Raw genomic sequence first — 12,110 nt, 5'->3', positions numbered from 1 at the left:
ATACGGCTCGATGAACTTCCACTGAGCATTGGTGAGTTGCCTACGCGTCACGACCACAGTCCTACCGGATTCCACCCCGCGCAGGGGGAAGAACTCAGAAGCTGATCACGACATCACACAGGCCCTAGCGCGCGCTGCCGGGGCCCGCGTAGGAGGAGCCGAAGCAGTCGCGGATCGCCCTCTCGGTCTTGGGGCGCCCGGCGAAGTTCAGCCGGGAGATGCGCTCGGCGGGAGCGGCGTACGGGTCGTCGTCGAAGTTGAGCGACCACCAGTAGACGCCCTCCATGGTCCGGTCCACGACGACCTTGCAGACGGCCTGGTACCAGTTGGCCTGGACGTCCTCGTTGACGGCCCGCTTGGTGGAGAAGTCGCCGGGTGCCGGGTAGGCGCCGTCCATCGCGCCGATGCCCGCCTCTGCCAGCACCACCTCGGGCATCGGCCCGGTGGACTTCTTGTCGAGCCACTTGTTCCAGCCGTCGGCCAGGGCCGCGACCGAGGCGTCGTCGGGCACCTCGACCGGGAAGTACGCGTCGAGGCCGATGGAGGCGGCCGGCACCTTGACCGGGCCGCTGACGAAGTTGTCCCAGTTGGCGTCGTAGGACAGTTCGCCGCCGTACTCCTTCTTGAGGGCCTCGATCAGCCCGGTCCAGCCCTGGTCGGACTCGAGGGAGTTGAGCTCGGCGCCGATGACGAAGCTCGCGACCCGGTGCTTCTCGGCGAGCGCGGCGTACGGCCCCAGGAGCTTCGCGTACGCGGCGAACCAGGCGGACCGGTCGGCGGGTTCGATGTTGCCGCGCCAGGCCGTCTTCGGCGGCTTGAGGGCCTTCTCGTCCATCAGCGGCCGCAGGGTCACGCGCAGGCCCGCTTCGTGGAAGACCCTCAGGACGATCGCCATGCGTGCGGGCGCCGGAGTCTGCGGACCGGCGAAGACCTCGTCGGAGGCGGGTCCCTTCGTGTAGTACGGGAAGGAGAGCGAGACGGAGTTGGCGTGCAGGCCGACGAGGTACTCGGCCTTCTGCCGGGCCCGGCGCTTCACCTCGGCGTCGGAGATCCGCGCCGAGTCCTCCCAGTAGATCTGCACGCCCCATTCGGGCATGCCCGGCTTCCAGGGCTTGTCCACGCGGCCGGCCCGGCTCGCGGCGTGCGGAGAGGTGCGCGAGTCCCGCGTCCCGCCGTACTCGCCGGAACCCGCCGTCAGTTCGGCGGAGGTGTTCTCGTCCGCTCCGAGCACGGGCAGCAGGGAGCCGTCCTCCCAATGGAGGAACTGGCTTCCCGCCGCGGAGGAGGCCACGACGGTGGACAGCACCACGACGGGCAGGACCGCGAGCAGGGGGAGGCGGGATCGCTTCATCGGTTCAGGTTTCAGGTTCTCTTCGAGGGCTCGGGGGGCGGGGGGACCGGCGGCGCACGCCGGCCGTCCGCCTAGGCGGGCTTGGCGATGACGACGAACTGGTTCTCCTCGCGGCGGGCGTACTTGAAGAAGCCGCGCAGGCCGCCGAGGCCCTCGAGGACCGAGAACACGGGGATGAGCGCGAGGACCACGACCGGCTCCCACCACTTGCGCCGGCCCGACCGGGAGACCAGCGCGTTCAGCCGCAGGCCTTCCCAGTAGGTCCAGATCACGTAGGCGAAGTTCAGCGACCACAGCAGGATGACGCCCTGCAGCACGGGGGAGGTGTTCATGTCGCCGAGCAGCCAGCAGACGGTGAGGACCACGCCGACGTGCTGCAGTGGTCCCAGCACCCAGGTGGCCACGCACACCGCGAGGAACCAGCGGTAGCGCAGCGGGATGGTCCGGTTCAGGCAGAGTGCGACCAGGCCCCAGGCCCAGCGCTCGCGCTGCTTGACGAAGTCGCTCGCCGTGGCGGGGGAGGCGCCGTAGCAGCGGCCGTTGAACCAGTCGCTGCGGCCGGGGTAGCGCTGGCAGAACGTCAGCGCCAGCTGGGCGTCCTCGACGATGGCCTTGGGGCCGAAGTCCCAGCCGATGGTCGCCTCGACGGAGGCGCGCAGCACGAGCAGTTCGCCGTGCACGCCGGCGGCCGGGGTCCCGGTGCCGGTGAGCGCGCGGAAGCGGGCGATGTCGTCCGCCGGCCGGACCGCGTCGGCGAGCCAGGTGAACAGGCTCACGGCGTTCTCGCGCGGGTAGGTGAGGATGCCCTGAGCCATGTGCTTGGCCTCGTCGGGGTGCGCACGGCGCTGGCGGTTGATGAACTGGGCCAGGGAGGAAGCGGTGTCCGCGCCCACGCCCGTGTCGTCGTCCATGTGCAGGACCCACACGTGCTCCAGGGCCTCGCCCTCGGCGATCCGCAGTTCGTGGGAGAAGTGGTTCGCCCGCGCCTTGAAACGGGTGCCGTTGGCCGTCGTATAGGCCTTGGGGACGGTGACGACGCGGACCAGCGGGTGCTCGGCGAGCTCCGCGATCTTCTCGGCGGCCTCGCAGCCCTCCTCCGTGAGGACGTCGACCCGCATGTACGGGAAGAACGCCGGCAGGTGCTCGACGTAGGACCGGACCGAGCGCTCGAGCGCGGGGTAGGTGTCGTGCCGGCCGATCGTCGGGACGAGGGCGATGAGGAAATCGGCCTCGGCCGGGGCGGGCGGCACCATTTCGTGCGACCGCCGTGCCCGGCGCCGGATGAGCAGGGCGCCCTGGATGCCGACGAGCGTACCGATGACGGGCAGGGACCAGACCACGGTCAGGATCCAGCTGATGAGCGAATCGCTCGGCCGGTAGAACCACATGCCGAGGACGGTGAGGACCACGAGCGGGATGAAGAAGGAGGCGATGCCCGGCTTCCACTCCAGGATCCTGCGCTCCTGGCTGGCCGAATGCCGGGAGGGGGCAAGCTGACTGGGGGCACTCCGGGGTGGCATGGCGAGGAGGCTTTCTGGGCTGGTGGTCATTCCTGAAGGCCGGAATCCGGTGGGACTCGATTACCCGGTAAGCGCGAACGGCCTGGACGAAGATACTCCCCGCCGAGCGGAGAAGTCCACGCCGCAAGACGTTCGCAGGGTGATGCGGACCACAAACAAGCGGAATACCTTGCTCTACTTGACTTTCGGCTCCGAGAGACCGAAGTTCCGATTCCATTCCGCTCCGCGAACCAGCTGTCCCCAGTCGACCGTTGACCCGAATTGCCGGGTTCCTCCGGTGATCACGCGGTCTGCCGCTCCGTAGAAATCCTTCACGTCGGAGAGGGAATTGACGTCCCTCGGGGCCGAGACGTTGTCGGCGGACAGCGCCTGGCCCCACACGGTCCACATCGTCCAGGGGGCGGCCTCCAGGACGTCGCGTCCCTGTGAGGTGCCGGGGACGCGGGAACTCTCGGCGAGGACCCGCGGCTTGTCGAAGCGGGCCAACTGCCGGTACCAGTAGGCGCTGAACGGCTCGCCGCCGTAGCCGGCGCCCGTGTAGTCGTCCACGCCGACCAGGTCGACGAAGCGGTCGCCGGGGTAGTACGCGAACGGCGCCTCCCGGTCCGGCCAGGGCACCGGGGACCATACGAAGATCAGATTGTGCAGGCCCCGCGTGTCCACCAGATAGTGGTACATGACCTGCCACAACTCGCGGTACGCGGCGGGGTCCTGACCGGACCACCAGAATCCTCCGTCGCGCGCGAGGTTCATCTCGTGATAGGGGCGCAGCAGCACCGGAATCCCGCGCTGCTGAAAGAAGTCGAGGTGGTCCGCGAGGAATTTCAGGTCGTCGAGCAGCGCCCGGTACTCGGGAGTGTCGTTCTCGTGGTCGACGACCTCGGAGAACCAGCCGGGGTCGGCTCCGCCCGGTGCCCCCTTGGCGAGCACGTACCGGAAGTCCTTGACCGGAGCGCCCGGATACGGCTGGTGGAAGGACATTCCCACGATGCCGGACGGGCCGTCGAGCTGCGGGAGCGCCAGCGCGGGGGAGGGGCAGCCGCCGTCCGCGCCCCGGGCGGTGTGCTCGGCGGCCGGGCCGCTCCAAACCGAGTCGAGCAGGTCGACGACGTCGTTGACGTAGCCCCACCGGTCCTGGCAGCCCGGCCAGTCCTTGTTGTGCGCGCGGCGGGCGCCCACGCCCCAGCCCCGTCCCTCGAACCCGGGGCCGAGGTCGGCCTCGACGAAGGCGGGCAGACGCCCGGTGATGTCCGCGGCCTTCTTGTAGTAGTAGCCCACCCCCTTGCCGCCCCGGTAGTCGCCGTAGTCCTCGCCGTACGCCTCGTTCTGCGCCTCGACGTGCTGGCCCGCGAGGGTCCGGCCCGGCCGGCCGGCGCGTGCGGAGTTCTCGAGGTCGGCCAGCATCCTGTAGACGGAGCGCGCCTGAGCGCTCGCCCCCGGGTCCCGGGCGGCGAGGTCCCCGGGCACGGTGTCGGCCGCGCGCGCCGAGGAGCCCGGGAGCGTGGAGCCGGGGGGCGTGGAGCCGGGCGTTCGCGCCCACGGCTGCGCGAACAGCACCGCGGCCGAACAGAGGACTGCGAGGCCGCCGGCGATCCAGGACCCGCGTCGTGCCGTGCGTCGCATCGTCTGTCCCGACTCCGAGATGGTCCGCGGTAATTGCCCCGCAATTGCGCGGTAACGATATCCGCCGGTCGCCCGTGGCTTGCCGGCGACCGGATCCGAATCGTCCGCCGTACCGCGGCGGGGGTCCTCGGGCGTGACCGATGTAAAGGCCGTGTCGAACCCGTCTCCTATACTCATGTGTCCGCCCTGACGCAATACGCGATTCCATCCCCCGGGCGGCCGGTACGCGTGACGCCGTCACCTGCCCGCGGGAAGCCGCGAAGCGAGGTGAGGGGGTGGTGCCCGTCGTGAACAGCGAACCGAAAGACACCATGACCATCCAGAGCGCCGCCGTGGATCCGCACGGCCCCGAAGCGTCTTCCGCGGCCTCGCGGCAGGCCGGGAACCCTTCCAGGCAACGCCTGTTCACGCGCTTGGCGCTCTTCGGGATCCTGCTCGTACAGGCCCTGCTCTCGGCCCGCACGATCGCGACCGCCGACGACGACGAGGCGCTCTACATACGCTCGGGTCACATCCTGTGGAACGGCGTCCGGCACGGCGTCGAAACCACCCACTGGGGCATGCACACCTACTTCTCCGGCGCGCCGGAGCTGTACCCCGTCCTCGCCGGATGGATCGATTCCGCCTTCGGCCTCACCGGGGTACGGGCGTTCAGCCTGCTGTGCATGCTGAGCGCCACGGCCCTGCTCTACCTCGCCACCCGGCGCCTCTTCGGGGTCCGGGTCGCCCTGTGGACCGCGGTCATGTACGCCCTGCTCCCCACGGTCCTCGAACTCAACGTCCTCGCGACCTACGACGCCCCGGCGGTCGCGCTGCTCTCCCTGGCCGTGTGGATCGTGATCCGCAGCGACCGGTCGTACGCCTACCTGCTGGCCGCGCCCGTCGTCACGCTCGCGGTCGGGGTGAAGTACGCCTCCCTGATCTTCCTGCCGGCCGTCGCCGGGCTCGCGGCGCTGGCCGCGCTGCGCCGGTGCGGCCGCTGGAACTGGTGGGCAGCCTCCCGCGCGCTCGTCCTGCCCGCCCTCGTGGTGGCGTTCCTCGGCGCCGCGCTCAAGGTGTTCGGCACGGCCCACCTGGACGGCCTGCGGTCGACGACCACCAACCGCGTGCAGAGCGTGGACACGGTGGGCAAGGTGTTCGACGTGAGCCTGCAGCTCGGGGGGCTGATGTTCTTCGTCGCCTGCCTGGGAGCCTTCATGTACGCCCGTCTCGACGCGACCGGGGCGACACCCGGCCGGTGGTGGCGGATCTGCTACGGCGTCCTGCTGTGCGGCACCGCGCTGGTGATCCCCGCGTACCAGGCGCACCTGCAGACCACCACGGCGCTGGGCAAGCACATCGCCTACGCCCTGCTGTTCGCGGCGCCGCTCGCCGGCATCGCGATCGACCGGTTCATCGGGCCCTACGTTCCGAACCTGTTCCTCTACCTGGTGGGGGCCGGCATCGTCGCGCTGGCGGTCCACGGGACGGTCAAGGCCACGGATCTGGCGCACTGGTACCCCGACACCACGCAGCTGATGCAGTCGCTGAAGGGCCGGGTCACCCCCGAGGGGAAGTACCTGGTGGACCCCAACAATCCGCCCAAGTACTACCTGGCCGACCGGACCCGGCCCGAGCAGTGGACCGAGTTGACCTGGATCGACTACACCGACTCCAAGGGGCACAAGCTGGTGGGTCTCGAGGCCTACCAGGACGCGATCGCCAACGGCTACTTCGACCTGGCCGTGCTGAACGACCACGAGGGCCACGACATGTCCCTCAGGCTGATCCCCGAGCTCGAGAAGAGCGGCAAGTACCGCCTGCTGGAGACGATCCCGAACGAGGACAACGGGGGACGCGGCGAGTTCCAGATCTGGGGCAGGAAGTAACGGCCGGAAAGAGGGCGCCCGGTGGGGACGGCACGGTGGCCCCGCCCGGTCCCGGGCGGGGCCACCGTGCCGTCCCCGTCGCCGCCGTGCGGCGTCCGGTCAGCCGGCTTCCTTGACCTGGGCGGCCGTCGGCGCGGTGCCGCCGAGGTGGGCCGGCAGCCACCAGGAGTCCTCCGTGCCCTTGGGCTTGGCCGGGTAGGCGCTCTGCGCCGCTTCCAGCAGCTCCTGCACGCGCTCGCGCACCCGCCGCGTGATGGCGCCGGCGTACTGGTCGGAGGGGGCCTCCACCGGCTCGCCCACGCGCATGGTCACCGGGATGTGGCTGCGCTTGAGGTCCTTCGGGCGGCCCTTGGTCCACATCCGCTGCGTTCCCCACAGGGCCACCGGGATCAGCGGGACGCCGGCCTCCTGCGCCATGCGCGCCGCACCGGACTTGAAGCTCTTGAGCGTGAACGACTGGGAGATCGTGGCCTCGGGGAACACCCCGATGATCTCGCCGGACCGCAGCGAGTCGAGCGCGTGCTGGTAGGCCGTCTCTCCCTGTGCGCGGTCCACCGGGATGTGCTTCATCGCGCGCATCAGGGGACCGGACACCTTGTGCCGGAACACCGACTCCTTGGCCATGAAGCGGACGAGGCGCTTCTGCGGCCGGGCGGTCAGCCCGGCGAAGATGAAGTCGAGGTAGCCGATGTGGTTCGACACCAGGACCGCGCCGCCCTTGCGGGGGATGTTCTCGGTGCCCTTCATGTCGATACGGACGTCGAGCGCACGGAACAGGGCGTGTGCGGCGCCGATCACCGGGGGGTAGACGAGCTCGGCCATGAGGTGGAGACCCCGCTTTCTGCCTGGAGGTGCTCCCGGCTGGAAGTTACGGCAGCGTAGGTACGCGGCCATGGGGATCGTGCCCCATACGGGAGCCGCAGGCCAGCCCAGACGCTCCTACCCGGCGAGATTCTCGTCACGCGGGGAATGCGGGGCGTCCGCGGGGCGCTCGGATCAGCGTACGGGCGCACCGGGACGGCGTGCGGACACGCGTAAGGATGTCTGTGCGGATGTATGTGCGGTGTATGTGCGGTGCGCCTTTCCGGTCACGGCACCAAGGGGCGGCATGGAACGGGAGTAGGGGAGAACGGGTGCACGGGAACGAAGAGGACGGGTCGGCCGTCCGGCTGGGCGCCGCGGAACCGGGCTTCCGGCTGGGCGCCGCGGAACTGGGCGCGGAGCTGGGGGAGCGGGCGAGCCTGGTGCAGTTCTCCAGCGCCTTCTGCCAGCCCTGCCGGGCCACCCGGCGGATCCTGGCCGGGGTCGCGGCCATGGTCGAGGGCGTGGCCCACATCGAGGTGGACGCGGAGAAGGACCTGGACCTCGTACGGGCCCTCGGCATCGAGAAGACCCCGACGGTGCTCGTCCTGGACGCGGCGGGCCGGATCGTACGCCGGGGGGTCGGGATGCCGCGCACCGCGGATGTGATCGCCGCGCTGGGCGCGGCCGTATGACGGGCTCGGGGACTCCGGGGCCCTCCCGGCGGCGGCCCGGAGCGCCGGTACGCGCGCCCGCACGCAGCGTGACGCGCCCTACATCTGTCCGTTGCGCCTTGACTGTGTACACGAGAGATCGTCAGGCTTGCGGCATGCGGTACGAACTCCTGCTTCGCGGACGGGGAACCCCTTCATGACGGCACCGACGGTTCCGTCCCCCCGCTCCGCCGCCGGCCTGCCCGGCTCGCCCGACCTGTTGCGCTCGGTGTTCCGCCGGCACGCGGCGGGCGTCGCCGTGATCACCGCCGAGAGCGGCGGGCGGCCGGTGGGCTTCACCGCGACCTCGCTCAACTCGGTGTCGGCCGATCCTCCGCTGCTGTCGTTCACCATCGGCACCGGGTCCTCCAGCTGGCCCGGGATACGGGACTCCGAGCACCTCGGCGTCCACATACTCGGCGAACACCAAGGGGACCTGGCGGGTCTGTTCGCCCGCAACGGGGCCGACCGCTTCGGACCGGCCACGGACTGGGCGCCGGGCCCGCACGGCGTTCCGGTGCTGGGAGGAGTGCTGGGGTGGCTGGTGTGCCGGGTGGTGGCGCGGGTGCCGGCCGGCGAGCACCGCGTGGTCATCGCGGAGGTGGTGGCCGGGGACCCGGTGGGAGACCGGGCGGGCGACCCGGCGGGCCAGGCGCGTCCGCTGCTGTACCACCAGGGACGCTTCAACGCGTTGCGCGACTGAATCGTCCCTGCTGGGGCAGGTTGCGGTGGCGTTGGCCAGATCACAGTTCACGGGCCTTGCAACCTGGCGGGCCCCATTGTGTACTGACGAGTAACATTCCCTTCGGAGCGCGGTCCGCCCCCGTCGGGAACGGCCCGAGATGGCGCCTATGCTGCCTGAACAAGGCGGTACCAGAAATGTCGATGCGGTAGGAGAGCCGGCGTGAGCCTGAGGATCGTTGTCTGTGTGAAGTACGTGCCCGACGCCACTGGCGACCGGCAGTTCACCGAGGACCTGACCGTCAACCGAGACGACGTGGACGGCCTGCTGTCGGAGCTCGACGAGTACGCCGTCGAGCAGGCGCTGCAGATCGCCGACGAGGCCGACGACGCGGAGATCACCGTTCTCACGGTGGGCCCGGATGACGCGAAGGACGCGCTGCGCAAGGCGCTCTCGATGGGTGCCGACAAGGCCATCCACGTCGAGGACGACGAGCTGCACGGCACCGACGTCATGGGCACCTCGCTGGTGCTGGCCAAGGCGATCGAGAAGGCCGGCTACGACCTGGTCATCACGGGCATGGCCTCGACGGACGGCACCATGGGCGTCCTCCCGGCGATCCTGGCGGAGCGCCTGGGCGTCCCGCAGGTCACGCTGCTCTCCGAGGTCAAGGTCGAGGACGGCGTCGTGACCGGCCGCCGCGACGGCGACTCGGCGAGCGAGCAGCTCGAGGCCTCCCTCCCGGCGCTCGTCTCGGTGACGGACCAGTCGGGCGAGGCCCGCTACCCGTCCTTCAAGGGCATCATGGCCGCCAAGAAGAAGCCGGTGGAGTCCTGGGACCTGGAGGAGCTGGAGATCGAGTCCGACGAGGTCGGTCTCGAAGGCTCCTGGACCGCGGTCGACTCCGCGACCCAGCGTCCGGCCCGCACCGCCGGCACGATCGTCAAGGACGAGGGCGAGGGCGGCAAGTCGCTGGCCGGCTTCCTTGCGGAGCAGAAGTTCATCTAGGCGACAGCCTGGCCGGCCGGAGGTCCCTCCGGGAACTCCGCACCCTCTCCACACGCCCCCTGACTACTTCGCATGCGCAGGAGCATCCCCAATGGCTGAAGTCCTCGTCTACGTCGACCACGTCGACGGCGCCGTCCGCAAGCCCACTCTCGAACTGCTGACGCTGGCCCGCCGCATCGGCGAGCCCGTCGCCCTCGCCCTGGGCGCGGGCGCAGAGGCCACCGCCGCCGTGCTCGCCGAGCACGGCGCGGTCAAGGTCCTCACGGCCGACGCTCCGGAGTTCTCCGACTACCTCGTCGTACCGAAGGTGGACGCGCTCCAGGCCGCGTACGACGCCGTCTCCCCGGCCGCCGTGCTCGTCCCGTCCTCCGCCGAGGGCAAGGAGATCGCCGCCCGTCTGGCCGTCCGCATCGGCTCGGGCATCATCACCGACGCCATCGACCTGGAGGCGGGTGACGAGGGTCCGGTCGCGACGCAGGCCGCCTTCGCCGCGTCGTTCACCACCAAGTCGCGCGTCTCCAAGGGCACCCCGGTCATCACCGTGAAGCCGAACTCGGCCCCGGTCGAGGCCGCTCCGGCCGCCGGCGTCGTCGAGGCGCTCGCCGTCACCTTCGGCGCCCTGGCCACCGGTACCAAGGTCACCTCCCGCACCCCGCGCGAGTCGACCGGCCGCCCCGAGCTGACCGAGGCCGCGATCGTGGTCTCCGGCGGCCGCGGCGTCAACGGTGCCGAGAACTTCCACATCATCGAGGCGCTCGCGGACTCCCTCGGTGCGGCCGTCGGCGCCTCGCGTGCCGCCGTCGACGCCGGCTGGTACCCGCACTCCAACCAGGTGGGCCAGACCGGCAAGTCGGTCTCCCCGCAGCTGTACATCGCCTCCGGCATCTCGGGCGCGATCCAGCACCGGGCCGGCATGCAGACCTCGAAGACCATCGTCGCGATCAACAAGGACGCCGAGGCCCCGATCTTCGACCTCGTCGACTACGGCGTGGTCGGCGACCTCTTCGCGGTCGTCCCGCAGCTGACCGACGAGATCAAGGCGCGCAAGGGCTAAAACCCTGCCGCAGGCGCTGACCTGCGGGTAAGTGGTCTTCGGGGCCGTGTGGTGTTTCTCACCGCACGGCCCCGAGTCGTTTGCCCAGGACGGCCGAGGGACCATTGACTGAGCGGAACCCCGTGGCTAAATTCTGTAATGCGGATCTAAGATTCCGTGAAGCGGAAAAGAGGAGAGTGCATGATGGGTCAGCAGGAGAAGGTGGCGACGAGCCTCGCCGGCGCGGTCAGCGAGGGCATCAGCGCTTCCCTCGCGCCGGTGGACGCGGAACTCGCACGCCACTACCCGGGCGACCCCGGCACCCGCCAGCCCATCCACACGGTCTACGTACCCGGCGACGTCTTCACGCGGGACACCATCCGCTCCTGGGGCGACCAGGCCCTCGCGGCCCTCGACGAGCACGCCCCGGACGCCGCCACCTTCGCCAAGGTGCTCGGCATCTCCGACGACCTGGCCGTCCCCGTCTACGACCGCGTCCGTGCCAAGCTCGCCTCCGAGCCCGTCGAGGACCTCCGCGTCGACTTCGAGGACGGCTTCGGCGTCCGCTCCGAGGAGGAGGAGGACCAGGCCGCGGCCCGCGCCGCCCGCCTCGTCGCCGAAGCCTTCTCCAACGGCACGAACGCCCCGTACATGGGCATCCGCATGAAGTGCATGGAGTCCAACGTCCGCGACCGCGGCATCCGGACCACCGACATCTTCCTGTCCGGCCTGCTGGCCCACGGCGGCCTGCCCGAGGGCCTCGTCCTGACCCTGCCCAAGGTCACCTACCCCGAGCAGGTCACGGCCTTCGTGCAGCTGCTGGAGGCCTTCGAGACCGCCCGCGGCCTGCGTCCGGGCCGGATCGGCTTCGAGATCCAGATCGAGACCAGCCAGTCCATCCTCGCCTCCGACGGCACCGCCGCGGTCGCCCGGATGATCCAGGCGTCCAAGGGCCGCGCCACCGGACTGCACTACGGCACCTTCGACTACAGCGCCTGTGTCGGCGTCTCCGCCGCCTACCAGTCGAGCGACCACCCCGCCGCCGACCACGCCAAGGCGATCATGCAGGTCGCGGCCGCCGGCACCGGCGTACGCGTCTCCGACGGCTCGACCAACGTCCTGCCGATCGGCACCACCGAACACGTCCACGAGGCCTGGAAGCTGCACTACGGCCTGACCCGGCGCGCCCTGGCCCGTGCCTACTACCAGGGCTGGGACATGCACCCCGCGCACCTGCCGACCCGCTACGCGGCCGTTTTCGTCTTCTACCGCGAGGGCCTCGAGACGGCCGCCGCGCGCCTCAAGGCGTACGTGGCCAAGATCGAGGGCGACGTGATGGACGAGCCCGCCACCGCGAAGGCACTGGCCGGCTACCTGGTCCGCGGCCTGGACTGCGGCGCCGTCGGCGCCGAGGAGGTCACCGCCCTCACCGGACTGACCCGCGCGGAGCTCGACGCCTTCGCCATCCCGCGCCGCTCGGCGACGATGACGGCGACCGCCTGAGCGCCGTA

At 70.5% G+C, this 12,110-nt stretch carries 10 protein-coding genes; 6 read left to right on the top strand and 4 right to left on the bottom strand.

What is annotated here, in order from left to right; translation table 11 throughout:
• Positions 1 to 124 precede the first annotated feature (124 nt).
• The 3 genes from ABZY44_RS22980 to ABZY44_RS22970 all read right to left on the bottom strand — a co-directional run bounded on the left by ABZY44_RS22980 (position 125) and on the right by ABZY44_RS22970 (position 4,494).
• Entirely contained in the window at positions 125 to 1,351 is a 1,227-nt protein-coding gene (locus ABZY44_RS22980; RefSeq protein WP_356656693.1) for a hypothetical protein, read from the bottom strand.
• A gap of 71 nt (positions 1,352 to 1,422) precedes the next feature.
• Positions 1,423 to 2,871, bottom strand: coding sequence for a glycosyltransferase family 2 protein (locus ABZY44_RS22975; RefSeq protein ID WP_356656691.1), 1,449 nt, complete (start codon positions 2,869 to 2,871; stop codon positions 1,423 to 1,425).
• Positions 2,872 to 3,045: 174 nt separating this feature from the next.
• On the bottom strand, positions 3,046 to 4,494 hold the full coding sequence (locus ABZY44_RS22970) for a glycosyl hydrolase (RefSeq protein ID WP_356656689.1): 1,449 nt from the start codon (positions 4,492 to 4,494) through the stop codon (positions 3,046 to 3,048).
• 287 nt (positions 4,495 to 4,781) lie between these two features.
• Between ABZY44_RS22970 and ABZY44_RS22965 the strand changes: the two genes are divergently transcribed.
• Complete coding sequence (locus tag ABZY44_RS22965; RefSeq protein ID WP_356656687.1) at positions 4,782 to 6,362, top strand: glycosyltransferase family 39 protein; 1,581 nt, start codon at positions 4,782 to 4,784, stop codon at positions 6,360 to 6,362.
• A gap of 99 nt (positions 6,363 to 6,461) precedes the next feature.
• On the opposite strand, the gene ABZY44_RS22960 is transcribed toward ABZY44_RS22965, so the two are convergent.
• A complete protein-coding gene (locus tag ABZY44_RS22960) occupies positions 6,462 to 7,184 on the bottom strand; it encodes a lysophospholipid acyltransferase family protein (RefSeq protein ID WP_356656685.1) in 723 nt (240 codons plus the stop codon).
• Between the two features lie 311 nt (positions 7,185 to 7,495).
• Between ABZY44_RS22960 and ABZY44_RS22955 the strand changes: the two genes are divergently transcribed.
• From ABZY44_RS22955 to ABZY44_RS22935, 5 genes are all read left to right on the top strand, one after another.
• Positions 7,496 to 7,858 carry a thioredoxin family protein gene (locus ABZY44_RS22955; protein WP_356656683.1) on the top strand — a complete coding sequence of 121 codons (363 nt, stop codon included), beginning with the start codon at positions 7,496 to 7,498 and terminating at the stop codon, positions 7,856 to 7,858.
• 175 nt (positions 7,859 to 8,033) lie between these two features.
• Entirely contained in the window at positions 8,034 to 8,579 is a 546-nt protein-coding gene (locus tag ABZY44_RS22950) for a flavin reductase family protein (RefSeq protein ID WP_356656681.1), read from the top strand.
• A 201-nt stretch (positions 8,580 to 8,780) separates the two neighbouring features.
• Positions 8,781 to 9,566: an electron transfer flavoprotein subunit beta/FixA family protein gene (locus ABZY44_RS22945; RefSeq protein ID WP_356656679.1), complete on the top strand. Its 786-nt coding sequence runs from the start codon at positions 8,781 to 8,783 to the stop codon at positions 9,564 to 9,566.
• 91 nt (positions 9,567 to 9,657) lie between these two features.
• Complete coding sequence (locus ABZY44_RS22940) at positions 9,658 to 10,620, top strand: electron transfer flavoprotein subunit alpha/FixB family protein (RefSeq protein ID WP_356656677.1); 963 nt, start codon at positions 9,658 to 9,660, stop codon at positions 10,618 to 10,620.
• 183 nt (positions 10,621 to 10,803) lie between these two features.
• Entirely contained in the window at positions 10,804 to 12,102 is a 1,299-nt protein-coding gene (locus ABZY44_RS22935; protein ID WP_356656705.1) for an aldolase, read from the top strand.
• The last annotated feature ends 8 nt before the right edge of the window (positions 12,103 to 12,110 follow it).

Origin of the sequence: Streptomyces sp. NPDC006544 (assembly GCF_040611715.1) — a bacterium.
In the GTDB taxonomy this organism is placed as follows: domain Bacteria; phylum Actinomycetota; class Actinomycetes; order Streptomycetales; family Streptomycetaceae; genus Streptomyces.
Note: the sequence above shows the minus strand (reverse complement) of the source record. Positions and strands in the feature narration are given on the sequence as shown.

Bases quoted from the DNA above. Each gene is read 5' to 3' on its own strand.
- ABZY44_RS22980 (WP_356656693.1), bottom strand. From the start codon at position 1,351: ATGAAGCGATCCCGCCTCCCCCTGCTCGCGGTCCTGCCCGTCGTGGTG.
- ABZY44_RS22975 (WP_356656691.1), bottom strand. From the start codon at position 2,871: ATGCCACCCCGGAGTGCCCCCAGTCAGCTTGCCCCCTCCCGGCATTCG.
- ABZY44_RS22970 (WP_356656689.1), bottom strand. From the start codon at position 4,494: ATGCGACGCACGGCACGACGCGGGTCCTGGATCGCCGGCGGCCTCGCA.
- ABZY44_RS22960 (WP_356656685.1), bottom strand. From the start codon at position 7,184: ATGGCCGAGCTCGTCTACCCCCCGGTGATCGGCGCCGCACACGCCCTG.
- ABZY44_RS22950 (WP_356656681.1), top strand. From the start codon at position 8,034: ATGACGGCACCGACGGTTCCGTCCCCCCGCTCCGCCGCCGGCCTGCCC.
- ABZY44_RS22940 (WP_356656677.1), top strand. From the start codon at position 9,658: ATGGCTGAAGTCCTCGTCTACGTCGACCACGTCGACGGCGCCGTCCGC.
- ABZY44_RS22935 (WP_356656705.1), top strand. From the start codon at position 10,804: ATGGGTCAGCAGGAGAAGGTGGCGACGAGCCTCGCCGGCGCGGTCAGC.